Origin of the sequence: Kribbella sp. NPDC050459, assembly GCF_040655315.1 — a bacterium.
Classification (GTDB): Bacteria; Actinomycetota; Actinomycetes; order Propionibacteriales; family Kribbellaceae; genus Kribbella.
Genome location: NZ_JBFAJQ010000006.1, coordinates 202874 through 228600, shown reverse-complemented (window position 1 = coordinate 228600; position 25727 = coordinate 202874). Strand labels below are relative to the sequence as shown.

Below are 25727 nucleotides of genomic sequence, written 5' to 3'. Positions count from 1 at the left end.
CGGGTCGGTCGGGCGATCGCGTCGCCCTTTGCAGCTCAGCTGGAAGGGGCGCCGAGGAAAGTCCGGACTCCACAGGGCAGCGTGGTGGGTAACGCCCACCCGGGGCAACCCGCGGGACAGTGCCACAGAGAACAGACCGCCAGCGGCTCCGATGAACCCCGTGGTTCACCGGAGTGCGGGTGAGGGTGAAACGGTGGTGTAAGAGACCACCAGCTCCGCAGGTGACTGCGGAGGCTAGGTAAACCCCACGTGGAGCAAGGCCAAGAAGGGCGGTGGGCAACCACCGTCCGCGCGAGCGACCGAGGGCTGCCCGCCCGAGCTCGCGGGTAGGCTGCTGGAGGTGCCCGGCAACGGTCACCGTAGATGGATGATCGCACTCGACAGAATCCGGCTTACAGACCGGCCCGTTCCCTTCTCGGCCCCAGTCAGTGGCAGTGGTCCTCGTGCGGCGGCGGGACGGCGCGGCCGGCCGGTTTTTCCCAGGGTTCCTGGCGGCCGAGGGCGGTGAGGTCGAGAGCGGTTGCGGTGAAGGTCATCGCGTCGGGGCCGCGGCCGTACGTCGAGTACGTGTGGTAGACCTGCTCGTCGACGCGAAGGAAGCAGCTCAGGCCGTGCAGGTCGAAGGGCTGCTGCATCTGGGTGTGGTCGTTGTTCGGCAGCACGTCCCACTCGGCCTTGCTGCGGTAGTTGTACTCGAACGGCACGACGGACTCGTCCAGCGTCACGTGGTAGTCGTAGTTGAAGTCGCTGCCGTACGACGAGTACCACGGGTAGTCCCAGCCGCGCGCGTTGCGGTACGCCGCGAGCTTCTCGTACGACGCCCTCGACACCAGCGCGAAGGTCGTGTTCGCGTCGTTGAGCAGCCGCGTCGACCCGATGTCGTCGACGAACCCGGTGCAGTTCGGGCACCCCGCATCCCACTCCGGCTGGAACATGAAGTGGTACACGACCAACTGGTCACGCCCCTCGAACAACTCCAGCAGACCGCTCGAGCCGCCCGCGCCGGTGAACCCATAAGCCTTGTCGACGAGCACCATCGGCAGCTCCCGCCGCCGCGTGTTCAACGCATCCCGCTCCTTCGTGAACGCCTTCTCCGCCGCCAACAGCTCACGCCGAGCGGCCACCCACACGTCCCGCGACACCACATCCGGCAAACTCATTCCCGCTCCTCCATCCGATTTCCTGCAACGTCGGAGCCGCCCCCTCACCTTCGACATGCCCGGCCGGGACCGGCGTACGATCGAAGACGTGGTCGACCTGCCGTACCTGACCGTCCAGCAACACCCCGCGCGCAACATGGCCGCGCGGCGCGAGGGGATCCTCGCCGTGGACGAAGCGACGAACTGCGTCGTCGTGCTGGAGTACGGCCACAGGTTCGAGGTCGCGTGGCCGCCGGGATGCTCGATGGGAGTTCGCGACGGCGTGCCGGCGATCCTGGATCCGGACGGCGAGGTCATCGCCAAGCTCGGCGACCCGGTCGTGCTGGGCGGCGGATTCGTAGCACCTGACGTCGCGCACGTCACGTCGCGCACGGGTAGCGCTCGAGTCTTCGCCATCGCCGGCCGCTTCGGACTGCCGACCTAGGCCACAGCCGTCGAGTCGTGCCGAATGGTCCGGGTACTTGTCGGCGAGTCGTGGATCTTGGTTGGTTGCGGCAGCCGAATCTCACGACTCGGCGGGTGAAGGTGGGGGCTGGGCGCGGTGGTGGTGAGAGGCTTGGGGTATGAGGCGACGGGTGCGGACCGGGATCGTGATCGTGCTTCTGGTCGTGCTGGTTGGCGGGGCCGGGTATGTGGGTTGGGTGCTGGTGCAGCGGTCCGAGCCGGTGGCTTTGCCGGAGACGAGCGGGAGTTTCCAGGTCGGGCGGCGGACGTACGAATGGACCGACACGCCCCGCCGTGATCCGTACGTGAACGGCCCGCGCCGGCTCGCCGTCTGGCTGTGGTACCCGGTGGCCAAGGAGACGACCGGGCGCCGTGTGCAGTACGCGCCGGGCGAGTGGAGCGGACTGCACCTCAAGGCACCGGCGTCGGTGCTCCAGGGCCCGTTCGACACACTGCAGGACCGCGCCCTCGACCGGGTCGCGATCGCGCCGGGACGGTTCCCGGTCGTGGTGCTGATGCCGGGCATGGGGCTGTCCGCGCCGATGTACGCCGCGCTCGCGGAGAACCTCGCCAGCCACGGCTACCTCGTCGCGGGTGTCACCCCGACGTACAGCGCGAATCTCACCGTCCTCGGCGGGCAGACCATCGAGAGCAAGCCGGAGGCGAACCCGCCGAATCTCGGGGACAGCACCGAGGGCGCGCAGCAGGTCGGCGACCACCTGGTCGGGATCTGGGCCGCCGACGCGCGGTTCGCGGCCGGTATGGTCGCCAAGGAGGTGCCGGACTCGGTCGAGTCCGCGGTGGGCGCGTCGTACGTCGGCCACTCGTTCGGCGGCGCGGCGTCGCTCGAGGCCTGCCGCCTGGACCCGCGCTGCGCCGCCGCGGTCGACCTGGACGGGATCCAGTTCGGCGAAGTCGTGCGGAAGGGCGTGAAGGCGCCGGTGATGCTGCTCGGCGCCGACGATTCCTGTATCACCAGCGTCTGCGGCCCGGACGCGAAGAACGACCACGACCGGGACCGCGCCCTCTCGTTGCTCAAGGCAAGCACCGGGGCGTCGTGGTGCGCGACGATCCCCGGCACCCGGCACTTCAACTTCACCGACTACGGCGTCTACTACCTGGCGTACCCGCTGCGCAGGTACCTCCCGCTCGGCAGCGTCGGCCCGCGGCACGCGCTGACGGTCGCCAACGGCTACGTGAGCACGTTCCTCTCCCACGCGATCTACAAGACCGCGGCGCCCGGCGCACCGCTCTGCAAGTCCTAGAGGTCCAGCTCGTACGTCTGCCCCACCAGGTGGTCGCCCCACATCTCGTGCACCTCGGTGCCGGTCAGCCGGAAGCCCCGTGACAGGTAGATGTGTCGCGCCGCGACCAGCGGATCATTCGTCCACAGCACCATCCGCTTGTATCCGGCCTCGCGCGCGAACTCCAAGCACGTGTCGACCAATTCGGCGCCCAGCTTCAACCCACGAGCGGCGGGCGTGACGAGCAGCAGCCGCAGCTGCGCGGTCGTCTCGTCCGGCCCGCGCACGCAGAAGATGCTGCCCGCCCGCTCCCCGTCGACCTCGGCGATCCACGCGGCCTCGCGTTCGTCGTCATGGTCGGACGCGTACGCCGACACGATCTGCGCGATCAGCGTCTCGTACGCCGGCCCCCAGCCGTACTCGGCCGCATAGATCTCCGCGTGCGACTGCACCACCCAGCCGAGGTCTCCGGGCCGCCCCAGCTTCCTGATCAGTTTCGTCATCAACCTACCCACTCTACTGACACGACTGTTTCAGTAAGCGATACTAGCCCTGTGCCAGCCACAAAGGAAGCTCCGTCCGCCCGCCAGCAGGAACTGCTGGAGCGCGCCTACGCGTACTCGCTGACGCACGGCCTGGCCGACCTGTCGCTGCGCCCGCTGGCGACCGCGATCGGCTCGAGCCCCCGGGTGCTGCTCTTTCTGTTCGGCAGCAAGGACGGCCTGATCCGCGCGCTGCTCGCCCGCGCCCGGTCGGACGAACTCGCGCTGCTCCACGAGATCGAGCAGCGGTACGACGAGCCGCCCGGCCTGACCGTGATCGCCCGGGAACTGTGGACCTGGCTGGCCGCGCCGGAACGCCGGCCGCTGATGACGTTCTGGGTCGAGGCCTACGGGCGGTCGCTCGTCGCACCCGACGGCCCGTGGGCGGATTTCGCCCGCTCGACGGTCGACGACTGGCTCGAGCTGCTCAGGACGAGCGACCCCGACCGGACGGCGGCCCGGCGCACCGCCGTACTGGCGATGCTCCGCGGCGCACTGATCGACCTGCTCGCGACCGGCGACCTCGAACGCACCACGGCCGCCGTCGAGGAATACCTAGCCGACTAGCTCGAAGGCGACGGTGCGCTTGGCGATCTCGGCCTCGACGAGCCGCACCCGGACCTGCTGCCCCAGCGGCAGCGCCGCACCCGTGACCCGGCCCTCGATCGCGTACTTCGTCAGCACGACGATGCCGCGGCTCTGCTCCTTCTCGTCCACGTCGGTGATCACGCCGTCGAACTCGCTGCCGACCTGGTCCGCGACCAGGCCCGCCTCGACCATGCTGACGATCGAGCGCTCGTACGCGTGTGCGCGCCGGTCGGCGTCGTCCATGATCTTCGGGATCTCGTCCATCGACTCGCGCACCCAGGCCGGCACCTCGGCGCCCGCGGAGAGCGCGACGCAGATCTCCCCCGCCCACCGGTCCACCAGTCGCCGCAGCGGCGCCGTGACGTGCGCGTACGCCGCTTTCATCGCGGCGTGCTGCGGCTGCTCGGGGACACTCCCGTCGAACGCCACGTAGCCGGCCCCGCGGAACAGCACCGTGCACGCCGCGAGCATCGCCGCGTGCGCCGGCACCGACGGGTCGAGCCCGTGGATGAACTCCGCGTAGGACGTCTCGGCGGGCCAGTCGATCCCGAGTGCCTTGGCGGTGCTGCCGAGTTTGCGGCGCAGGTCGTCGTGCGATTCGGGCAGCGTGCGGAGGATGCCGATCTTGCCCTTGGTCATCAGGCTCGCGGCCGCCATCCCGGTGAGCAGCGAGATCTGCGCGTTCCAGCCCTCGACCGGCAGCGGTGCACGGAACTCCAGACCCCAGCCGTGGTTGGAGGTGACGATCTCCTGGTCCGGGATCGGGAGGTTCACGCCGCCGCGTTCGAGTTCGCGCTGCTCGCGGAGTTTGCCGACCTCACGCAACAGCTGCAGCGACTCCGGCGCCGTCCCGGCGTCCAGGTCCTTCTGTACGCCGGTGTAGTTGAGCTTGGCCCGCGACTTCACCAGGGCACGCTCGCAGGTGACGCCTGTCCCTTCGCCGGTCGCGTCGACCGTGATGGTCCAGAGCAGCGCGGGCCGCACCTGGTCGGGCAGCAGCGAGGCCGCGGCCTCGGACAGCTCCGGCGGGTGCAGCGGCGTGCGCTTGTCCGGCGCGTACAGCGTCTCGCCGCGGCGCCGGGCCTCGGCGTCGATCGGGTCGCCGGCGCGCACGAACGCGGCCACGTCCGCGATCGCGTAGTGCACGGTGAACCCGTCGCCGGTGCGTTCGATGTGCAGCGCCTGGTCGAGGTCCATCGAGTCCGGCGGGTCGATCGTCACGAACTCGATCTCGGTCCGGTCCAGCTCGGGCAGGCGCGCGCTGCGGACCGCCTCGACAGCCGCCGCGGTCACCTCCGGCGGGAACTCCGCGGGCACCTCCTGCTCCCGGCGGATGTCCTGCAACGACGCCCGGAAGACCTCCGGCACACCCTCGACGAAACGAACCCTCTGCAGCGGCATGGGGTCAGACTAGCGAGGGCTGCACGTTGAAGGAGCGAAGCGACGCCAGACCGTCGGCGTACCAGTGGATCTCGGTCAGGGTCGCCGGGCGCAGCTCCATCCGGAACAGCGACGACATCGGGGCCTGCAGCACCGAACGGACCATCAGCTTGATCGGTGTCACGTGGGTGACCACGACGACGGTCTTGCCCGGGTACCGCGCGAGCAGGCCGTCGCGCGCCGACCGGGCCCGCCGGGCGCAGGTGTCGAACGATTCGCCGCCGGGCGGCGCGACCGCGGTCGAGTCGAGCCAGGCGTTCATCGCGTCGGGCCATTTCTGCTGGATCTCCGCGAACGTGTGCCCGTCCCAGTCGCCGAACGCGACCTCCCGCCAGCCCTCGTCCACGATCGCCTCGAGCCCGAGCTTGTCCGCGACCGCCTGCGCGGTCTCCCGGGTCCGGCGCATCGGCGACACGACCAGTGCGTCGACGCCCCCGATCCGCGCCAGGTATTCGGCGGCGGCCAATGCCTGCGCGCGACCGGTGTCGCTCAGCCCGGGGTTGTCGCCGCCGGATCCGGAGAACCGCTTCTCCGCGGTGTGCGGCGTCTCGCCGTGCCGCAGGAAGATCAGCTGCGTCGGCGGCTCGGCTTGCGGACCCCAGCCCTGCAAGGCCTTCTGCAGATCGGACGGCTCTTTGTCGATCGCGACCGGCGATCCGGCCGGGGCCGGCGTCAACGGGATGTCGACGCCGTCCAGCGCGTTGTTCGCGAGCGCGTCGGCGGCCGCGTTCTGCGCGCGCGGCACCCAGGTCCACTCGGTGCCGAACGGCGCGAGGCCCTGCGCCTTGATCGCCAGCGGCTGCAGGTCCGGGTGCTTGATCTTCCACCGGCCGGCCATCTGCTCGATCACCAGCTTGGAGTCCATCCGCACCTCGATCGAGGCGTCCGGCGCATACTCCGCGGCCAGCTCGAGCCCGGCGATCAGGCCGGAGTACTCGGCGACGTTGTTGGTCGCGATCCCCAGCGTCCGGCCCTGCTGCGCGATCACCTTCCCGGTCGCCGGGTCACGCACGAGCGCGCCGTACGCCGCCGGGCCGGGGTTGCCGCGCGATCCACCGTCGGCCTCGACGATGACGTGGGAGTAACTCATACAGCGCTCTCCGCCGTCCGCACGAGGATCCGGCCGCACTCTTCACAGCGCAGTACGGCGTCCGGCGCGGCGGCCTTGATCGCGGACAGGTCGGACGGCGCGAGCTCCATCCGGCAGCCCATGCAGCGCTTGCCGACGAGCGGCGCGGCGCCGATGCCGCCGTTGTGCTCACGCAGCCGCTGGTACTGCTTGACGAGCGGTTCCGGCAGCTCGGTCGCGACCGCGCTGCGCTGGTCGCCGATCTGGGCGCGCTGCTCGTCGAGCTCCTTCAGCGCGGCGTCGCGACTGGTCTCCAGCTCGGTCTGCCGGCCGGCGCAGGCCTCGGCGCGGGTGCGCAGGTCGATCTGCACCGCCTCGGCGGCCTCAAGCTTCTCCATCACCTCGAGCTCGGCATCCTCCAGGTCGGAGATCCGCCGCTCGAGCGACCCGATCTCGTGCTGCAGGTTCTCCAGGTCGCGCGGCGAGGTCACCTGTCCGGAGTCGAGCCGCTGCTGGTTGCGCGCCCGGCGCTGCTTCACCTGCTCGACGTCGGAGTCGGCCTTCTTCTGCTCACGCTGCAGGTCACTGACCTCGGTGTCGGCGGTGACCAGGTCACGGTCGACCACGGACTTCTCGGCGACCAGGTCCTTCAGGGCCTGGTGCTCGGGCAACGACGCGCGCTTGTGCGCGATCTGATCCAGCTGCAGGTCGAGATCCTGCAGGTCCAGCAACCGGCGTTGGACGGCGGGCTCGGCGTTCAGAGTCAGCTCCTTCGCTCAGATCCGCAGCGTCCAGGCGTCCGTGCAGAGTGTTGAGATGTGAGTGTCTACGGTACTGCCTCGCGCCGCGAGACCTTCGAGCAGGAGCCGCTCGGCAGCTACCAGCCACGGCCACTCGCTGGCCCAGTGCGCGACGTCGACGAGCGCCGGGCCGCCGTACGCCCGGGCCTCGGTCGCGGGATGGTGCCGCAGGTCCGCGGTCAGGTACGCGTCGACACCGGCCGCGCGGACCCGGTCGAACTCCGAGTCGCCCGCTCCCCCGACCACCGCGACGGTCTCGATCGTGCGGTCCAGGTCGCCGGCGACGCGGACGCCGTGCTCGGTCCGCGGCAGGCTCTCCGCGACCAGCTGCGCGAAGGCGCCCAGCGGCAGCGGCACCTCGAGGACACCGACCCGCCCGCCGCCGCGCTCACTTGGCAGCGAGGCCAGCTCGTAGAGGTCGTACGCCGGTTCCTCGTACGAATGCGCAGCAACCAGCGCTTCGACGACCGCACGCCGTCGGCGCCGCGGCAGGATCATCTCGATCCGGTTCTCCGCGACGACCTCGACGGCGCCGACGGTCCCGATCGTCGGGTTCGCGCCGGCGAGCGGCCGGAACGTCCCCTCGCCGGTACCGCTCCAGGCGGCCCGCTCGTAGTCGCCGATCTGCCCGGCGCCCGCCTTCGCCAGCGCGTCGAGCATCGCCTGCGTCTCCGCGACCGGGACGAACACGACCAGCTTGTCCATCGGTTCGGCCGGCATCGCCTTCAGCGGCCGCGTGTCCCGCAGCCCAATCGCGGCGGCGAGCGCGTCGCTCACGCCCGGGTTCGCGTTGTCGGCATTGGTGTGACAGACGTGCAGTGCCACACCGGCGCGGATCAGGTCGTGGACGACGCGGCCCTTCGGCGTCGTCGCGGCCACGCTGTTCACGCCGCGCAGCAACAACGGGTGATGAGTGACGAGCAGATCGAAACCACCGTCGATCGCCTCGTCGACCACCTCGCGCATCGGGTCGACGGCGAACAGGGTCCGGCGTACCTCCTGGTCCGGGTCGCCGGTCACCAGACCGACCGCGTCCCAGGACTCCGCCCAGGCCGGGTCGTAGAGCCGGTCGAGTACTGCGAGCACGTCCGCAAGCGTCGTCACGCGGCCTATCCTGACACTCCCGCAGACAAGAAGCAGTCAGGAGGATCGTGGCAGGGGCAACCGCCCCGGTGCCCCCGCCACGACCCCGGACGCCCCGGTCACAGGGGGAGGGCCGTCAGCGAACGGCTTGACCGGAGCGGGTTCTGGGAGGGCTAGATCAGCCAGGCCGTCGTGGCGCTGGGGAGCTTTTCACCCTCGAGCGGGCCGCTGGACAGCACGACCGCGGCGTCGGGCAGCTCGACCGGAGCCGCACCGAAGTTCGTGACGCACTGCCAGCCGCCGGAGCGGACGAAGTGCAGGACGTCGTCGGTGTTGTCGATCCACGTCAGCGAGCTGCCGGTGCGCAGCCCCCGCCGTACGGCGAGCGCCTTGCGGTACATGCTCAGCGTCGACTCGACGTCGTCGTGCTGCGCCTCGACGGAGTACGCGCCGAACCACTTCGGCTGCAGCAGGTGCGAGCCGCCCGTGCCGAAGCCGAACGACAGCCCGCCGACCGTCCACGGCAGCGGCACCCGGCAGCCGTCGCGGCCCTTCTCGGCGCCCTTCGAGCGGAAGTACGCCGGGTCCTGCAGGTTCGCGGCCGGCAGCTCGCCGACCTCCTGCAGGCCGAGCTCCTCGCCCTGGTACAGGTACGCCGAGCCGGGCAGCGCGAGCATCAGCAGCGTCGCGGCGCGAGCGCGGCGCAGGCCGAGCGCGACGTCGACGGTGGGCTCGGTGCCGTTGCTCAGCAGCCAGTCCTTGCCGTCCTGCCAGCCGCCCTTCGGGTTCTTCGGCAGGCCGTACCGGGTGGCGTGCCGGACGACGTCGTGGTTCGAGAACACCCAGGTCGACGACGAGCCGTTCTCCTCGGCGAGCGCGAGGTTCTGCTCGATCACCTCACGGAACTTCTCGTACTCGAAGTCGGCCTGCAACAGGTCGAAGTTGAACGCCTGCCCGAGGCCGTCGGCACTCGCATACCGCGCCCGGCGGGCGGCCGGCACGAACGCCTCGGCGACCGCCGACCGCGGCGGGTCGTAGGAGTTCAGCAGCTTGCGCCAGTCCTTGTAGATCTCGTGCACGCCGTCCTGGTCCCACAGCGGGTGCTTGCCGTTCGACTCCGACTGCCGCGGCAGCGTGGCCTTCGCCGGGAACGGCTCCGACAGGTCCTTCACCAGCGCGTGCGCGACGTCCACCCGGAAGCCGTCCACACCGCGGTCGGACCAGAACTTCAGGGTGTCCAGGAAGTCCGCGCGGACTTCGGGGTGCTGCCAGTTCAGGTCGGGCTGCTCGGCCGCGAACATGTGCAGGTACCACTGGCCGTCGTCGGTCTGCGCCCAGGCGGAGCCGCCGAACACGGAGTCCCAGTCCGACGGCGGCTGGTCACCCTCGCCGTCGCGGAAGATGTACCGGTCGCGGGCCGGGTGCCCCTTCGCGGCCTCGAGCGCCTCGACGAACCACTCGTGCCGGTCCGAGGTGTGGTTCGGGACGATGTCGACGATCAGCTTGATGTTCTCCGCGTGCAGCGCCTCGATCAGCTGGTCGAAGTCCTCCAGGGTGCCGAGCCGCGGGTCCACGTTGCGGTAGTCGTCGACGTCGTACCCGCCGTCGGCCAGCGCGGACGGGTAGAACGGGCTCAGCCACACCGCGTCGATCCCCAGCGCCACCAGGTACGGGACTCGGCTGATGATGCCGGGCAGGTCACCGACGCCGTCACCGTTGGCGTCGGCGAAGCTGCGCGGGTAGATCTGGTAGACGACGGCCTGCCGCCACCAGTCGGACTGCGCCGTGTGGGTCGTGTGGGTCGTCTGCGGAGTGGTCACTTCGCCTCACTCGGAAATCTGGGGGTAACCCGGCGTTTATATATAGGCTCTAAATTTAGAATCTGCATGTATTCTGCGGTCGGTACGACGACAGGTCAAGGGGCTTTCATGGCGAAACCACCGACTACCCCGCCGACGGCCACCCCGACGATGTTGCGGCGGGTGAACGCGGGCAAGGTACTCGGCGTGCTCACCCGCGCGCGGGTGATGACCGGAACGGGCCTGATCGAGGCCACCGGCCTCACCCGCGCGACCGTGCACGCGGTCTGCAACGACCTGATCTCGATGGGCTGGGTGGTCGAGCTCGACCCCGGCCGGACCTCGGTCGGGCGGCCGTCGCGGCGGTTCGAGTTCAACAGCCACGCGGGGTATGTGCTCGGCATCGACATCGGCGCGGCCAAGACCACCGTGCTGGTCTCCGACCTGCGCGGCGAGACGGTCGCCAAGGCCGGGCGGTCGGCGGCCGGCGTGAAGACGCCGAGCGAGCGGACCGAGATCGTGCACGCGACGGTGGTCGAGGCGCTCGCGTCCGCGGGGGTGTCGGACGCGCAGGTCCTCGCCGCCGGCGCCGGGGTCGCCGCCCCGGTCGACCGGGAGGGCAACATCCTGGTCGACGACGAGTTCTGGCGGCGCTTCGACACCGGGCTGTCCCACCGGCTGACCGAGCTGCACGGCTGGCCGGTCCTGCTGGAGAACGACGCCAACCTCGCCACCCTCGGTGAGCACTGGCGCGGCGAGGCGCGCAATGTGGATGACTTGGTCGTCCTGCTCGCCGGTGAGCGGTTCGGGTCGGGGCTGATGGACTCCGGCCGGCTGCTGCACGGTTCGCGCGGCGGCGCCGGCGAGATGGTGTTCCTGAAGCTGATCGCGGGCGTCGGCGACACCCACGGGATCGCACGGATCGCGCGCGAGAACGGGACGGCGGCGGCCGCGGACCCGGCCGTGGAGACGTCCCTGCGCACGCTGGCCGACGGCGGGGACGTGACCGCCGAACTGGTGTTCCGCGCCGCGGCCGGCGGCGACAAGGTTGCCGAAGGCATCCTTCAGGAGATCGCCGACCGGACCGCGCGGGTGGTCGCCACCCTCGGCACGCTGTTCAACCCCGAACTGGTCGTCCTGGGCGGCGCCGTCGCCGCGGCCGCGGCGGCCCTGCTTCCCGACCTCGAGGCCCGGCTGGCGCACTACACCAGCACTCCCCCGCGCGTCGCCGTCTCCTCCCTCGGCGACGCGATCGTCTCGGTCGGAGCGGTCCGCCACGCCCTCAACTACGTCGAGGAGCACGCCCTCGATCTGGAACTGGAATGCCGCTCCGACTGAGCTGAAACGCAGCTCGACAGTACGTATACGTCCACTGCGCCTGATCGCCGGGCCCGCTGAGCGTGCGCCCGGTCGGTCCGGCCGGACACCTCCTGTCGAGCTGCCGGTTCAGGGCTCGCGGGTCAGTTGTCGTGCAATGGCTTCCAGGACGATGACGTTGCGGCCGGAGGTCGTGGCGGACGGGACGCCCTGCGGGACGAGCGCCTGGTCCTCGGGGATGCCGGTGCAGAGGACGAAGACGTTGTCGGGGTGACCCTGAATCAGGTGCTCCAGGGCGGCACGCATCCACGGCGTACGGCCCGCGTCCTGGACGGCGATCACCAGCGGACGGCCTCGCGCGGCCTTCACCGCCTTGGCGATCGCGTCGTCCTGCGGCTCGCCTGTGTCGGTGAGGTGGTGCTCGCCGCGCAGGACGACACCCTCCGCGCCCGGAGCCACCCGGGTGAAGATCTCGGGCAGGCCGGAGAAGTACGGGTTCCAGGCCGGGTGCAGGCCCTGCGTCAGGTCGATGACGTACGGCGTCGCGCCGTACGCCGGGAACGTCTGCCCGGCCACCACCCGCGCCGCGACCTCGCGGATCGGGGCCCCGCCGAGGCCCGGTAGCCGCGAGCGCCGACCGAGCGACGTGGCGAGTTCGCGAACCCGGGCAGCCGCGTCGGCCACGCGTTCGGCGGGCAGTGTGCCGTTGCGGACGGCCTCGACCACGCGGGCGGTCAGCGCCTGCGGGTCCGCCGTACCGACCGCGATCATCGCCAGGTCGGCTCCGGCGCCGATCGCCGCGACGGCGGCGTCCTCGATCGAGCGGTTCTTGGTGATGGCCTGCATCTCGAGCGCGTCGGTGGTGATGACCCCGGTGAAGCCGAGCTCCTCGCGCAGTAGCCCGGTCAGCACCCGGTGCGACAGCGTGGCCGGCTGGTCGTCGTACGCCGAGAAGATGATGTGCGCGCTCATCACGACATCGGCGCCGGCCGCGATGGTCGCGCGGAACGGGGCCAGCTCGACGGCGCCGACCTCGGCCACCGAACGGTCGACCCGCGGCAGGTCGGTGTGCGAGTCGACCGACACGTCGCCGTGGCCCGGGAAGTGCTTCGGGCAGGCGGCGATGCCCGCGTCGTGGACGCCCTCGACGAACGCGACGCCGTGCCGGGAGACGACGTCCGCGGTGCGGCCGAACGAGCGGGTGGAGATGATCGGGTTCGCCGGGTTGCTGTTCACGTCGACCGACGGGGCCAGCATCAGGTCGATGCCGAGCGCCGCCAGGGTCGCGGCCGCGTCCCGGGCCGCGCCGCGGGTCAGGTCGACGTCGTCCAGGTCGCCGAGCAGCCGCGGGGACGCCAGCGGCCACGGGTTCGCCGGCGCCAGGTGGCTGAACTCGCCGCCCTCGTGGTCGATGGCCACGATCAGATCCGGCCGCTCGGTCCGCAGCTGCGCGGTCAGCGCTGCCACCTGCTCGGCGTCCGCCACGTTCCGGGTGAACAGGATGACGGCCCCGAGGCCGCCGGCCACCGCCCTGCGCAGGTCGTCGGGCGCCGTCGTCCCGGTGAAGCCGACCACCAGTGAGCCGGCCGCGTCACGCTCCAGTTGATCACTCATCCCCCAACCCTCTCCCGCCCCCGGCTCACCCCGCCACCCACCCCCCACTGCCCCCTCGAAGGACGGCTTTGTGCACCGGATCCGTACGGCGAACCCGTCGCCGCACGGATCCGGTGCACAAAGTCGGCCGGGGTCGGATCTGCCGGGCGGGGGGCCGGGGCGGGGTAGGTGGGCGGCTGTCGGGGCTGGTTGGGGTGCCTGGAGGGGTTTCGTTGTCAGGGGCTGTCATGGCAGTTACCTGCCGTCTTCCTGCGGGTTTTCCATGATTACCTGCAATCACCTCTGTCTGTTCGGGCCGACTACAGATAACGTTGTCTCTCGACCTGACCGCCCTGACCGGGGGGACGATGAGCGACGACGCAGCTTCGGCGCGGGGAACCGTGCTGGGAATCGACATCGGCGGCACGAAGATGGCCGCCGCTTTGGTGTCTGCCGACGGCACGATTCTCACCGGCGACCGGATCGCCACCCCGCCCGGCGACGCCGATCAGGTGTTCGCCGCGCTCGGTGAGCTGATCGCGCGCGTCCGCGGCGACGCAACTCCCCTGGCGGTCGGCATCGGCTCCGCCGGCCCGCTCGACCAGCAGCACGGTCTGGTCTCCCCGGTGAACATCCCCGGGTGGCGCAACTTCCCGATCGTCGACCAGGTCCGGGCGCTGACCGGCGACGTCCCGGTGGCGCTCGGCCTCGACGGGCACTGTTTCGCGCTCGGCGAGTTCTGGAGCGGCGCCGGCCGGGACGCGCGCACGCTGCTCGGGATCGTCGTGTCGACCGGCGTCGGCGGCGGGCTCGTCGTCGACGGCAGGCCGCTGGTCGGCCAGTCCGGCAACGCCGCACACATCGGCCACGTGGTGATCGACCAGGACGGCGAGGCGTGCGCGTGCGGGTCGTTCGGCTGCGTCGAGGCGTACGCAAGCGGCCCGCGGATGGTCACCCGCGCGCAGCGCAGCGGGTGGCGGACCGGCGAGGCCGTGGACGCCGAAGCCCTGGCCGCCGACGCCGCCGCCGGGGACGAGCTCGCGCTGGCCGCGTTCGACGACGGTGCGCAGGCGCTGGCCGCCGGGATCGTGGCGACGGCCGTGACCGTCGACCTGACCACGGTCGTGATCGGCGGCGGCGTCGCGAAGGCGGGGCCGGTGCTGTTCGACCCGGTGCAGGCGTGGGTGAAGAGGCTGGCGCAGCTGCCGTTCGTCACAGACCTCACCGTGGTGCCCGCCCAGCTCGACAACGCGGGCCTGTTGGGGGCCGCTCACCAGGCGTGGGCGGCACTGGCCTGAGGCGCACATTCTTGCGCGTCCGGTAAGGCCTCTCCCGCGCACCTTTGCGCAATTTTTACGAATCTCGCGGATCCGTGTAACGACGGCCCTGTGTTGCGCGATGCAACGGATGGATGGGGTGGGGGCACCGTCATCCACGGCCGGTCGAGGGGGCCCGGACCGGCCGGCACACGGGAGATCGAGGGGGGCCTTGGATCGACCGGACACGTGAGCGGCGGGTGAGGCGACTCTCCCGCCGCAACCGTGTGAAGCACGGATCGGGAACCAGCGTGCCTTCGGCACCGTCCGACCGATCGAACACGTTCGATCCTATGGAGGGATGGGATCGAACGCAGGTTCTGCACCGTGAACGGCGGACGGTGGCCGCGGGAAGGCTGTCACTGACCTGACCCCCCGTCCACGGTGCAGAACTTCCACGTCCGGGGCCGTCCACTCAGGACCGCCCGCTCAGGATTTCGGTGTGAGCCACTCCGGTTCCGGCAGCCGGCCGCGGTCCAGCCGGCCGTTGTCGTCGAGCGGGAGTTCCTCGATCGGGATCAGGTCCGCCGGCACCAGGTAGATCGGCAGCTCCTTGCCGAGGTCGAGCATCAGCCGGGCCAACACCGCGGGGTCGCTGTCCTCGAGGACGACGTACCCGATCAGGCAGGTGTCGCCGCCCGGATCCGAGCAGGCCACCACGACCGCGTCGACGACGCCGGGCTGGTCGGCCAGGACGTGCTCGGTCTCGCCGGGCTCGACCCGGTGGCCGCGGATCTTCACCTGGTCGTCCGCGCGGCCCAGGTACTCCAGGGTGCCGTCGGCGCGCCAGCGGCCGAGGTCCCGGCTCCGGTACAGCCGCGCGCCGGGGTGCCCCGGGTCGGCGACGAACGCGTGCTCGGTCTCCTCCGGCCGCCCTATGTAGCCGCGGGCAACGGCGGCGCCGCCGAGGTGGATCTCCCCGACCGCGCCGATCGGCACGGGCCGGAGCGCGGCGTCGAGCAGCCGTACGGCGACACCGTCGATCGGCCGCCCGATCGACGGCCGGTCCTCGGCCGGGTCGACCTCGTGGATCGTGGTCACGATCGACGCCTCGGTCGGGCCGTACTCGTTGAACAGCCGGCACTGCGGATGTGCGTCCAGGAAGTCCCGGACCTTGTGCGTCAGCACCATCGCCTCGCCGCCCGCGACGATCTCGCGCAACTCGGGCAGCTCCGGCAGCCGGCGCATCGTCGCGAGCAACGCGGTCAGCGGGCTGAACGCCATGAACAAGCGCTGTACGCCGTGGTCACGCAGTGCCGCGACGACCGCGTCCGGGTCGTACCGGTCGTCCTCGCCGATCAGGACCAGCGCCGCGCCGGACGCCAGCGTCGTGAACATCTCCTGCACGTGGACGTCGAACCCGAACGACGTCCACTGCAGCGTCCGCAGCGAGCGCCGCGTCCGCAGGTAGTGCCGGACCAGGTTCACCGGGCCGCGGTGCGGGACCACGACGCCCTTCGGGTTTCCGGTCGAGCCGGACGTGTAGATGCAGTAGGCAACATCGTCGGCCGCCGCCCGGACCGGCGGCGCCTGTCGCGCCCGGGTGTCACCGTCGCCGGCGGCCACCGGAACCAGCCGCAGGCCGAGGCGATCGGCCAGCGCCGCGTCGTCGCCGACCAGCGCCACCGCTGCCGCGTCCTGGACCATGAAGGCCCAGCGCGACTCCGGTACGCCGGGATCCAGCGGGAGGTACGCCGCGCCGGACTTCAGCACCGCGAGCACGGCCACGACCATTTCGGTGCCGCGGGCAACGCGGACCGCGACCAGCTGCCCGGGCTTCACGCCGAGATCGACGAGCTGCCAGGCGACCGCGTTGGAGCGGCGGTCGAGCTCGGCGTACGTGAGTTCGCGGCTGCCCTGGATCAGCGCGATGGCGTCCGGTGTGCGTGCGACCTGCTGCTCGAAGAGCGTGTGCAGTCCGCTGAGTTCACCGGCGACGACCGCGTCCCGTCGTACCCGGCCGGCCGAAGCGAGACCGGCTGGCTCGCCTTGGGGCTCGCGCTCGAGGTCGCCCTCGAGTTCGCGCAATGCGGTGAGGTCAGCCTCGGTCGGCAGCACCAGGCCGGGCAGCCGCAGCTCCGGGCTGGTCGTTGCTCTGCGCAACACTTCGGCCAGGTAACCGAGCAGCCGCTCGATCGTCTGGCGCTCGAACAGGCCGGACCGGTAGTCCGCCGTACACGTGATGCCGGCGCCGTGATGGGTCAGCCGGAACCGCAGGTCCACGCTCGGCGGCAGGTCGTCGTCGCCGTCCTCGAACTCGACCAGGATCTGGAACAGCGGATCCCGTTGCAGGATCGCGAGATCGGTGCCGGCGTGATCGAACGCGCCCGCGGTGATGTCGCGGATCCGCTCGGTCAGCTCGCCGAGGTCGGGCTCGCCGGACAGGTCGATCCGCAGCGGGAGCGGATGGCGCGGATCCGTCGAGGTGTCGCCCTTCGGGCGGATCAGCGCCGAGCCGATGGTCACGTCGTCCTGCGCGGCGAACCGGCCGAGCACGGTCGCGACCGCGGCCAGCATGGTCATCACTGGGCTGAGCTTGCGGTCCCGGCTGTACGCGAGCACCGCGTCGCCGAGCTCCTCCTCCAGCTCGTGCTTCACCGACGCCACCGCGTCGTCACCGGCGGCGCGGGCGCGGTCTGCGGGGAGCACCAACGGTTCGGCGCCGGCGAGCACCTGGTTCCAGTACGCGAAGTCGCGGCGGCGCGGGTCGACGGCCGGGTCCGCCGTACTGCGGGAGGGCGCCGGCGGCTCGTCGTCGGTCCAGGAGACGGCTGCACCGCCGACGCTGCCGTCACTCACATCCGACGCGATTTCCTTTGCGTCGTTAGCGTCTGCGGCCTGCTCGGCCGCGGCCGGGGGCTTGGCCTCCGGGGCCGGCTCGCCGAGGAGGGCGAGCTGTTCGCGCATGAGCTTCGTGACGCCGTCCACGAGCTGACCGGCGACCCGGAGCTGCTGCGACATGAGCGCCGCCATGCCGCTGCCCGGCAGCTCGGCCTCGCTCGTCGCCGCCGCGGCCTCGTCCACCTTCGCCGCCAACTCCGCGAGCCCGGAGCCCAGCACGGCCAACGCCGTCCGCGCGTCCCGGACCGGCTCTTGCTCGACAACGGGCTCGGGCTGCGGCTCCGGTTCCGGCTGGGGCGGTTCGGGTTCGGCCGTCTGGACCGCGACCGCGGTCGCGACCTTGTGCGGCGTCGTGTACGTCAGGAACAGGTCGTCCGGCGCCAGCTCGGCCTCGAACCGGCTGTTGAGCTCGTCGATCACCGGCGCCATCGACGCCGGCGTCGCCCCGAGCTCGGCGAACGTGTGGTCGACGGTGAGGTCGTACGGGTCGAGGTTGTGCACCTCGCAGGTCATGTCGAGCACGACATCCAGCGACTCGCGGTACCGCTCGGCGGACATCTCGTTGCCGGACAGCGACCCGGCCTGCGCCAGATAGTCCGCGTCGATCTGGTGCGTCTCGGCCGGCAACGCGAACGGCGACGCGGCCTGCTCGGCCTGCTCGGCCTGCTCGGCCTGCTCGGCCCGCTCGGCCCGCTCGGCCCGCTCTACCGTCGCTGGCTCCGGCGGGTCCAGCGGGATGCGCTTGACGGCGGCGCTCGACGGCGGCTCGAAGACCACGGTCTGCGCCCGGGCAGCGCGCTCGAACGCGTTCAGCCGCGGCGTGACGTTGTCCACGGCAACCGCCGTGCCCGGGCCGGCCGGAACCGTCACCGACGGGTCAACCGGGTGGTGCACCCGGCGGAACGGGTACGTCGGGAGCGGGACCCGCCCGCCGTCCGGGTAGACCTTCGCCCACGCGATCTCGGTGCCCTGCTCGTACAGCTCGGCGAGGCCGTTCATCGTCGCGAGCACCGGGTCCTGGCCGAGACGCTGCGCCGGGATCCATGTGCTGTTCGGCGCGATCCGGCGGCCCGCGGGGCTCAGTACGGCGTCCGGCCCGAGCTCCAGGAACCGGCGGCAGCCGGCCGCCGTCACCGCCTCGACCGCGTCGCCGAACAGCACCGGCTGCCGCAACTGACCGACCAGGTAGTCGCCGTCGAGCACCGTCCCGGACTCGAGCAGATCACCCGACCAGCTCGACACCATCGGCGTCCGCAGCGGCTTCAGCGTGATCTCGCGGACGATCTCCGCGAAGTCGGACAGTATTGGGTCGACCAACGAACTGTGGAACGCACGGTCGACGTCCAGCCGTTGCCAGGACACCTGCAGCTGGTCGAGTTGCGCCGCCAGCTGGCCGACGATCACCTCGGAACCGGTCAGCACGAACGACTGCGGACCGTTGCCAGCGGCAACCTCCACGCCCGCGGTCCGGGCGATCTCGCGGACCCGGTCGGCGTCGGCGCGGACGGCGACCATCGCGCCGGGCACCGTGCCGCGCTGCATGAGCTCGCCGCGCTTCGCGGTGAGGCGTACGCCGTCCGCCAGCGAGAGCGCGCCGGCCACGCACAGCGCGGCGTACTCGCCGACGCTGTGCCCGACGACCAGCGCGGGCTGGACACCGAACGACTGCCACAGCCGGGCCAGCGCGAGCTCGAACGCGAACAGTGCAGGCTGCGCGGTCTCGGTCGGCCACACGCCTTCCGCCGTACCGGCCGGGGTGAGAAGCAGATCGAGCAGGCTGCCGCCGGTCTCCTCGTGGTACACGCGGTCGCATTCGTCGAGGACCGAGCGGAACGCAGGGAACCGCGCCGCGAGCCCCGCGGCCATTCCGCGCCGGGCCGCGCCCTGACCGGTGAACGCGTAGCCGAGCGGGCCGGGGCCTCCGCGCGGCACCTCGGTCGGCTGGGCGGAGCCGAGCGCGTCGACCAGCTCGGCCTCGGTACCGCCCGCGACCGCGATCCGGTGCCGATGCGCCGGCCGGCCGAGCGCCGCCGTACCGGCAAGATCGATCAGGCGGTGACCGGTGCCGTGGTCCAGGTCGGCGCGGTACAGCTCGACGAGGTCGGCGAGCGCATCCGGGTCGGGCGCGGACAGCGGCAGTACGACGGGGCCGTCGTCGCCGCGCCGGATCTGCCGCGGCGCCTCCTCGAGGATCACGTGCGCGTTCATGCCGCTCGGGTCCAGGGCGCTGACGCCGGCGCGCAGCGTCGTACCGCCCGACTGCAGCGGCACGGTCCACTCGCGGGTGTCGGTGCCGATCACGAACGGGCTGCCCTCCAGCGCGAGCGCCGGGTTCGGGCCGGTGTAGTTGATCGTCGGGACCAGCGTCCGGTGCTGCAGCATCAGGATCGTCTTGATCAGGCCGGCCATCCCCGCGGCGCTGTCCAGGTGGCCGATGTTCGGCTTCACCGAACCGAGCGTGCAGAACCCGACCTTGCCGGTGTGCCGGCGCAGCGCCGTCGTCAGCGCCTTCACCTCGGCGACGTCCGCGGCCGGGCTGCCGATCCCGTTCGCCTCGAGGTAGCTCAGCGAGTCGGCCTCGAACCCAGCGCGCTCCAGGGCGCGCTCGATGAGCTCCTGATTGCCCGCCGGCGCGTCCTCGTTGCTGACCGCCGTACCGCGGATCACGGCGTACACCGTGTCGCCGTCGGTGAGGGCCTGGTCGAGACGCTTCAGCAGGACGGCGGCGACACCGTTCCCGCCGACCGTGCCGTCGGCGTCCGCGGCGAACGCGCGGACCTGGCCGGTCGGCGACAGGATCGAGTCCGGCGCCGGATGGTACGTCGTTGCCTGCGGCACCTGTACGGCGGCGGCGCCGGCGAGCGCGAGATCCGCGTCGCCGGACCTCAGCGCCTGGCAGGCCAGATGCACCGCGACCAGCGAACTCGACGAGGCCGACTGCACGCCGATCGCCGGCCCGGTCAGGCCGAGCCGGTACGCGACCCGGGTGGCGATCGAGTCGCGGGACTGCTGCTGGCGGTTGTACAAGTTCATGCCCGAGCCCGCGAACACCCCGACCGGGCTCGTCGTCCCCGCGTACCCGCCGTGCTCCAGCGCCTGGTGACACACCTCGAGGAACAACCGCTGCGCCGGATCCATCAACTGCGCTTCACGATCGCTCAACCCGAAGAACTTCGCGTCGAACGACTCGACGTGCTCCAGCACGCCACCAACCGCAACAGCCCCGTCACCCCCGTCCGGCGCCTCCCGCCGAACACTCTCCACCCCCGCGACCAGGTTCTCCCAGTACTGCTCGATCCCCTCGGCCCCCGGAAACCGCCCAGCCACCCCCACCACAGCCACCGGCTCCACAACACCCGCGCGACCCTCACCCCGCCGCACCCCAACACCCTCAACACGCGCCCCAGCCGGCACCGACTCACCGGCCGCGGCGACGTCGGCCCCGGCGGCGTACGCCTGCTCATCACCCGGTACGACGGAATCCGCGACAGCCTCGTCGTCCGCCCCAGGCAGTTCGTCAGCCTGCTCCGGCTCCGCGGCCGCGGCGGCGCCTGCAGCCGACACGTCGGCATCAGAAGACGCGTCACGCGCCCCCTCAACAACCTCCACCGGCTCGACAGCCTCGCCAGCCGGAACGACGGCATCCGCAGCCGCGTCGTCCGCCTCGTCAGCCTGCTCCGGCTCCGCATCCACGGCGACGCCTGCGGCCAACACGTCGGCATCAGAAGACGCGTCACGCGCCCCGTCAACAGCCTCCACCGGCTCGACAGCCGGTACGACGGCATCCGCAGCCGTGTCGTCCGCCTCGTCAGCCTGCTCCGGCTCCGCATCCACGGCCGCGGCGGCGCCTGCAGCCGACACTTCCGCCGGCTCGTCAGCCCGCTCCCGCTCACCAGCCGACACGACCGATTCCGCAGCCGCGCCGTCCGCCTCGTCAGCCTGCTCCGGCTCCACATCCGCAGCCGTGGCCGCGTTTGCAGCCGACACGTCGGCACCAGAGGACCCGTCGTACGACCCCTCGACGACCTCCGGCTGCTCATCGTCCTGCTCGGACTCTGCCTGTTCGTCAGGCAATCCGGCGGACCGCACGTCGTCCGACTCGGCCGCCTCGTCGGACTCCTCTGGAGCGGCGATGTCCTCGTCCGGCGACGAAGTGGTGCTTGCGATCGACACGTCGCCTGCCGCGTCGTGCGAGTTTTCGGCAGTCGGCGGGAGACTTGCGTCAGCTACATCAGCGGACGTCGGGTCGACCGCCGACTGCTCGGCGTCGTCTGTCAGCTCGTCGGTCTGCTCCGGGTCCACAACCTGCGCGCCGTGCGTCTGCTCAGCCGCATCTGGTACTGCGGACGCCGTGTCGTACGACTGCTCCTCCGCACCGCCGACCGGCTCATCAGCCTGCGCATCAGAAACAACAGCAGTTGCCTCCTGCGACTCCGAGGCCTCCGCATGCGCTGCCTCATCGCCTTGCGCATCGGGAGCGGCGGCCGTCTCGTCGTACGGCGGTTGCCCCGCATCGCCAGCCTGCTCGCCAGCAGGCTCCGGCCCTTCGGTCAGCGCCCCGGGGACGGCGGCGGTCTCCCCCGGCGCCTGCGACTCCTCGGCCTCCGCCTGCTCGCCGCTGGACGCCGGCACCTCCGCGCGCTCGTCAGCCGGCTCCGAACCCTCGGCCTGAACCCCGAGTACGGGAGTCGCGACCTCTGCCTCCTGCTCCGCGTCCTCCGCCCGTTCATCGGCGGACTCCAGGCCCTCAGCCTGAGCGTCGGAGGCGGCCGGCGCGTCGTACGGCTGCTGCTCGAGCTCTTCCGCCTTCCCGTCGACGGACTCCAGCTGCTCGGTCTGCGCGTCGGGCGCGGCGGTGGTTGCGGCGTGCGGCTCTTGCTCCGCGACCTCAGCCTGGTCGTCGGTGGGCTCCGGCCCCTCGGCCTGCGCGTCGGAGGCGACAGCTGGCGCGTCGTGCGGCTGCTCCTCGAGCTCTGCCGCCTTCTCGCCGGCGGGCTCCGGCTGCCCGGTCTGCACCTCAGGCGCGGCGATGGTTACAGCGTGCGGCTCTTGCTCCGCGACCTCAGCCTGGTCGTCAGTGGGCTCCGGCCCGTCGAGCTGCGCGTCGGAGGCGGCGGCTGCCGCGTCGTACGGCTGGTACTCCGTCTCCCCCACCTGCTCGCCGGCAGGCTCCGGCTGCCCGACTTGCTCGTCGGCGCGGGCCGCGCTCTCGTCGTACTCCTGTTGCTCCGCGTCCTCGGACTGCTCGTCGGTCGGCTCCGGACCGTCAGCTCGAGCATCGGCGAGCCGCGCCCCGTCGGCCGGCGCGTCGGGGACGGCGCTGGTTACAGCGTGAGGCTGCGGCTCCTCGGCGTCTGCCTGCTCGGCGGTCGGCTCCGGGTCTTCAGCCTGTACGTCGGAGACAGCCGTGGTTGCGGCTTGTGACTGCGGCTCCTCGGAGTCCGTCTGCTCAGCGGTCGGTACTGGACCTTCAGCCTGGGCGTCGGTGGCGGTCTCGGCGTGCGGCAGTTGCTCCGCGTCGACGGGCTGCTCGGCGCGTGCCTCTGGCTCTTCGGTCTCCGGGCTGGGGGCGGTGGTGGTCGCAGCCTGTGGCAGCGGCTCCTCGGCCTCCGCCTGCTCGTCCGTGGGCTCCGGGCCCTCCGCTTGCGCGGTGGACAGCAGTTCGTGCGGGGTCTTGGGCTGCTCGTTGGTGAGGTCCGGGGCGTCGGCGTTGGAGTGGTGGGTCGCAGCGGCCTCGGCGTGCGGCTGTTGGTCGGCGTCCGCTTCCTCGTCGACCGCTTCCTCGTCGACCGCTTCCTCGTCGACCGGCGCCGGGGCCTCCGGCTGCTCGCCGGTCAGCGCCAAGACCTCCGTCTGCTCGTCGGACGGTGACGGGGCTTCCGGCTGCTCGTCGGTGAGGTCCGGGGCTTCGGCGTGGGCGTCGGAGGTGTGGGCGGTCTCGGCGTGCGGCTGCTGGTGGGCGTCGTCCGCTTGCTCGTCGGTCGGCGCCGGGGCCGCTGGCTGCTCGCCGGTCAGCGCCAAGACCTCCGCCCGCTCCCCAACGGGTGCCGGGGCTTCGGCGTCGGCGTCGGGGGTGGGAACCGTCTCGGCGTGCGGCTGCTGGTGGGCGTCGTCCGCTTGCTCGTCGGCCGGTGCCGGGGCCTCCGGCTGCTCCTCGGTCGGCGCCGCGGCCTCCGCCAGGTCGTCGGTCGGTGCCAGGACCTCCGACTGCTCCTCGGCCTCCGCCCGCTCCTCGGACGATGCCAGGACCTCCGGCTGTACCTCTGTCGGCGCCGCGGCTTCCGCCTGCTCGCCGGACGGCGCCAGGACCGGCGGCTGGTCGCCGGACGATGCCACGACCTCCGCCTGCTCGTCGGACGGTGCCGGGGCCTCCGACTGCTCCTTCTGGGCGGGTGCTTGGAGAGGGGTGGTCGGGAGGGGCGCGGAGGGGTTGGGGGTTTGGGTGCCGAGGGTGGGGCGTTGGGGTGGGGTGGGGATGGATTGCTGGAGTTCGCGTTTCCAGGCGACGCGGACTACCGGGAGTTCGGTGGTGCGTTCGGACGGGTCCTCGTCGGCGTACGGGGTGGACTCCGGTGTGGTGGACGGGCCCTGGCCGGTGGGGCCGGAGGCGGGGGTGGCGCCGGCGGGTTCGACGTGGGTGTGGGCGGGTTCCAGCAGGGTGCCGTCGATCCAGCGCTGTTTGAGCAGCGGGCGGAGGATCTTGCCGCCGGGGGTGGTGGGGAAGTCGCGGCGCGGGACGCCGATGACTTGCGCGGCGAGGCCCAGGCGGGTCTGGATCAGGCTGCGGATGGCCTGGTCCATGCCGGGGACGGAGTCGGCGGTGAGCGCGTAGAACACGACGAGCCGGTCGGTGCCGGTCTCCTCGTCGGCGATGCCGCAGGCGGCGACCAGGCCGTGCTCGGCGCCGACGGCGGTCGCGGCGACGGATTCGATGTCGTGGGCGTAGTGCAGCCGGCCGGACATGATGATGCGTTCGCTGTCCCGGCCGGTGATGACGACCTGCCCGCCGGTGACGAAGCCCTGGTCGCCGGTCGCCAGCCACTTGCGGGCCGGCCAGTTGCCGACGGGGAACGCGGCGCGGTCCGCCTCGAGGTTCCCGAGGTACCCGGGCGTCACCCGCGCGGACGCGACCTGCAGTTGGCCGATCCGGCCCTCGGGGAGTACGGCGCCATTGGGCGCGACGATGCGCACCGTCGTACCGGGAGCGGGCGCGCCGACCGACACCAGCGACAGCACACCCGGCGCCTCGGTCCGCGGCTTGCCCGGACGGGCGACCGCGACCTTCCCGGACGACGGGCGCTGGTCGACCCATTCGACGACGCCGGTCGGCGGGATGCGGACGCGGTGCACGTTCGGCGTCAGGCCGGGCCGGGCGAACGTGATCCCGGTGACCGTCTCGGTCATCCCCCACGCGGCCACGAAGGTCTCCGGAACCACCCCGAACCGGTTCGTGACCCGCAAGAAGTCCGCCATCACCGGGACGGTGATCTGCTCGCCGCCGCTGACCAGGCTGCGCAGCGCCGAGAGATCCCAGTGCCTGTCCGGTTCGCCGGCGACCGCGGTGGTCGCGAGCCGGTACCCGAAGTTCGGCGACCACGAGTGGTTGACCCGGTGCTGCTCCATCAGGTCGAGCCAGCGCAGCGGGTTGGCGAGCACCCAGTCGGTGTTCACGTGGATGTTCGTGCAGCCGGTGAACACCGGCAGCAGGTGGTAGAGCAGGAACGCGCCGCTGCGGTCCAGCGGCAGCCAGTTCAGCGTGGTCTGTCCCGGCCGGACCGGCAGCATCGCCGGCGTGCCCGCGGCGAACTCGACCAGACCGCGGTGCGTGAGCTGGACGATCTTCGGCGTACCGGTCGAACCCGAGGACATCATCAGTACGGCGACGTCGTCCGCGGCCGGACGGTGGAAGTCGGAGGTCGGCTCGTGGCCGGCCATCGCGTCCGGGTCGAGGACCGGCAGGCCGAGGTCGTTCGGCAGGTCGGACGGGCGGCCGATCAGGACCGTCCAGCCGAGCAGATCGGTGATCCGGCGGAGCCGTTCGCGGCCTTCCTCGGTGCGGTCGCCGCCCGGGTTCGGCGCCACCAGGAGCGGGCGGATGCCGCCGAGCGTGCAGGCCCAGAACGCGGCGAAGAAACCGACCGGTTCGGTGCAGTGCACGACCGCGGGGTCGCCGGCGCGGACGCCGTTCGCGCGCAGGCCGGCCAGGATCCGCGCGGCGAGCTCGAGCAGGGTCGGGAAGTCGAGCCGGGTCTCGCGGCCGTCCGCGCCGATCTCGACGACGCCCGAGCCGCTGAAGTCGCGGGCCGCGCGCAGCAACGCGCTCGGCAGGTCGCGGGGGTATCCGGCAGGAATCATCAACGCCGGCCCGGCGGAGATCGCCGGCCGGTCCGCACCACTTCTCACGCCGATGCCACCACCAGCTGAGACGTCTCGGGTACGACGGGGCGCTCGGCCGGTTGGCGACCCACGGACACGTGCCTCCCCAACTGGA

Annotated in this window: 14 protein-coding genes and 1 other RNA gene; 6 read left to right on the top strand and 9 right to left on the bottom strand. The window is 71.7% G+C overall.

Features of this window, described 5'->3' with window-relative positions; all coding sequences use genetic code 11:
• Positions 1–411, top strand: an RNA gene (gene rnpB / locus AB0I12_RS22060) — RNase P RNA component class A.
• Between the two features lie 14 nt (positions 412–425).
• On the opposite strand, the gene AB0I12_RS22055 is transcribed toward rnpB, so the two are convergent.
• A complete protein-coding gene (locus AB0I12_RS22055) occupies positions 426–1160 on the bottom strand; it encodes a DUF899 domain-containing protein (RefSeq protein ID WP_359932688.1) in 735 nt (244 codons plus the stop codon).
• An 88-nt stretch (positions 1161–1248) separates the two neighbouring features.
• Between AB0I12_RS22055 and AB0I12_RS22050 the strand changes: the two genes are divergently transcribed.
• A complete protein-coding gene (locus AB0I12_RS22050; RefSeq protein WP_359932685.1) occupies positions 1249–1584 on the top strand; it encodes a hypothetical protein in 336 nt (111 codons plus the stop codon).
• A gap of 139 nt (positions 1585–1723) precedes the next feature.
• The gene (locus AB0I12_RS22045) at positions 1724–2869 is read left to right on the top strand and encodes a hypothetical protein (RefSeq protein ID WP_359932682.1); all 1146 of its coding nucleotides are present in this window, start codon (positions 1724–1726) and stop codon (positions 2867–2869) included.
• On the opposite strand, the gene AB0I12_RS22040 is transcribed toward AB0I12_RS22045, so the two are convergent.
• A complete protein-coding gene (locus AB0I12_RS22040; protein WP_359932679.1) occupies positions 2866–3351 on the bottom strand; it encodes a GNAT family N-acetyltransferase in 486 nt (161 codons plus the stop codon). The genes AB0I12_RS22045 and AB0I12_RS22040 overlap by 4 nt on opposite strands.
• A gap of 51 nt (positions 3352–3402) precedes the next feature.
• Between AB0I12_RS22040 and AB0I12_RS22035 the strand changes: the two genes are divergently transcribed.
• Positions 3403–3957, top strand: a complete 555-nt coding sequence (locus AB0I12_RS22035) for a TetR/AcrR family transcriptional regulator (RefSeq protein ID WP_359932676.1) — start codon at positions 3403–3405, stop codon at positions 3955–3957.
• On the opposite strand, the gene AB0I12_RS22030 is transcribed toward AB0I12_RS22035, so the two are convergent.
• The 5 genes from AB0I12_RS22030 to AB0I12_RS22010 all read right to left on the bottom strand — a co-directional run bounded on the left by AB0I12_RS22030 (position 3946) and on the right by AB0I12_RS22010 (position 10190).
• Positions 3946–5379: an RNB domain-containing ribonuclease gene (locus tag AB0I12_RS22030; protein WP_359932673.1), complete on the bottom strand. Its 1434-nt coding sequence runs from the start codon at positions 5377–5379 to the stop codon at positions 3946–3948. The two genes, AB0I12_RS22035 and AB0I12_RS22030, sit on opposite strands and share 12 nt — an antisense overlap.
• 4 nt (positions 5380–5383) lie before the next feature.
• Positions 5384–6508 (bottom strand): bifunctional RNase H/acid phosphatase, encoded by a 1125-nt coding sequence (locus AB0I12_RS22025; RefSeq protein ID WP_359932670.1) that lies wholly within the window; start codon positions 6506–6508, stop codon positions 5384–5386.
• Positions 6505–7218: a C4-type zinc ribbon domain-containing protein gene (locus AB0I12_RS22020; RefSeq protein ID WP_359932667.1), complete on the bottom strand. Its 714-nt coding sequence runs from the start codon at positions 7216–7218 to the stop codon at positions 6505–6507. The genes AB0I12_RS22025 and AB0I12_RS22020 overlap by 4 nt, the downstream gene beginning before the upstream one ends.
• Positions 7219–7263: 45 nt before the next feature.
• Positions 7264–8391, bottom strand: a complete 1128-nt coding sequence (locus AB0I12_RS22015) for a Nif3-like dinuclear metal center hexameric protein (RefSeq protein WP_359932664.1) — start codon at positions 8389–8391, stop codon at positions 7264–7266.
• Positions 8392–8543: 152 nt separating this feature from the next.
• Positions 8544–10190 carry a glycoside hydrolase family 13 protein gene (locus AB0I12_RS22010; RefSeq protein WP_359932661.1) on the bottom strand — a complete coding sequence of 549 codons (1647 nt, stop codon included), beginning with the start codon at positions 10188–10190 and terminating at the stop codon, positions 8544–8546.
• Between the two features lie 108 nt (positions 10191–10298).
• Here AB0I12_RS22010 and AB0I12_RS22005 point away from each other — a divergent pair, with 108 nt between their 5' ends.
• Entirely contained in the window at positions 10299–11507 is a 1209-nt protein-coding gene (locus AB0I12_RS22005; protein WP_359932658.1) for an ROK family transcriptional regulator, read from the top strand.
• A 108-nt stretch (positions 11508–11615) separates the two neighbouring features.
• On the opposite strand, the gene nagZ is transcribed toward AB0I12_RS22005, so the two are convergent.
• The gene (gene nagZ / locus AB0I12_RS22000; protein WP_359932655.1) at positions 11616–13100 is read right to left on the bottom strand and encodes a beta-N-acetylhexosaminidase; all 1485 of its coding nucleotides are present in this window, start codon (positions 13098–13100) and stop codon (positions 11616–11618) included.
• Between the two features lie 347 nt (positions 13101–13447).
• Between nagZ and AB0I12_RS21995 the strand changes: the two genes are divergently transcribed.
• Positions 13448–14377 carry an ROK family protein gene (locus tag AB0I12_RS21995; protein ID WP_359932652.1) on the top strand — a complete coding sequence of 310 codons (930 nt, stop codon included), beginning with the start codon at positions 13448–13450 and terminating at the stop codon, positions 14375–14377.
• A gap of 447 nt (positions 14378–14824) precedes the next feature.
• Here AB0I12_RS21995 and AB0I12_RS21990 read toward each other — a convergent pair whose 3' ends face one another.
• Positions 14825–25639 carry an amino acid adenylation domain-containing protein gene (locus AB0I12_RS21990; protein ID WP_359932649.1) on the bottom strand — a complete coding sequence of 3605 codons (10815 nt, stop codon included), beginning with the start codon at positions 25637–25639 and terminating at the stop codon, positions 14825–14827.
• Positions 25640–25727: the final 88 nt, after the last annotated feature.

Coding starts and splice junctions, on each gene's coding strand:
- AB0I12_RS22055 (WP_359932688.1), bottom strand. CDS start 1,160: ATGAGTTTGCCGGATGTGGTGTCGCGGGACGTGTGGGTGGCCGCTCGG.
- AB0I12_RS22040 (WP_359932679.1), bottom strand. CDS start 3,351: ATGACGAAACTGATCAGGAAGCTGGGGCGGCCCGGAGACCTCGGCTGG.
- AB0I12_RS22005 (WP_359932658.1), top strand. CDS start 10,299: ATGGCGAAACCACCGACTACCCCGCCGACGGCCACCCCGACGATGTTG.
- AB0I12_RS22045 (WP_359932682.1), top strand. CDS start 1,724: ATGAGGCGACGGGTGCGGACCGGGATCGTGATCGTGCTTCTGGTCGTG.
- AB0I12_RS21995 (WP_359932652.1), top strand. CDS start 13,448: ATGAGCGACGACGCAGCTTCGGCGCGGGGAACCGTGCTGGGAATCGAC.
- AB0I12_RS22025 (WP_359932670.1), bottom strand. CDS start 6,508: ATGAGTTACTCCCACGTCATCGTCGAGGCCGACGGTGGATCGCGCGGC.
- AB0I12_RS22030 (WP_359932673.1), bottom strand. CDS start 5,379: ATGCCGCTGCAGAGGGTTCGTTTCGTCGAGGGTGTGCCGGAGGTCTTC.
- nagZ (WP_359932655.1), bottom strand. CDS start 13,100: ATGAGTGATCAACTGGAGCGTGACGCGGCCGGCTCACTGGTGGTCGGC.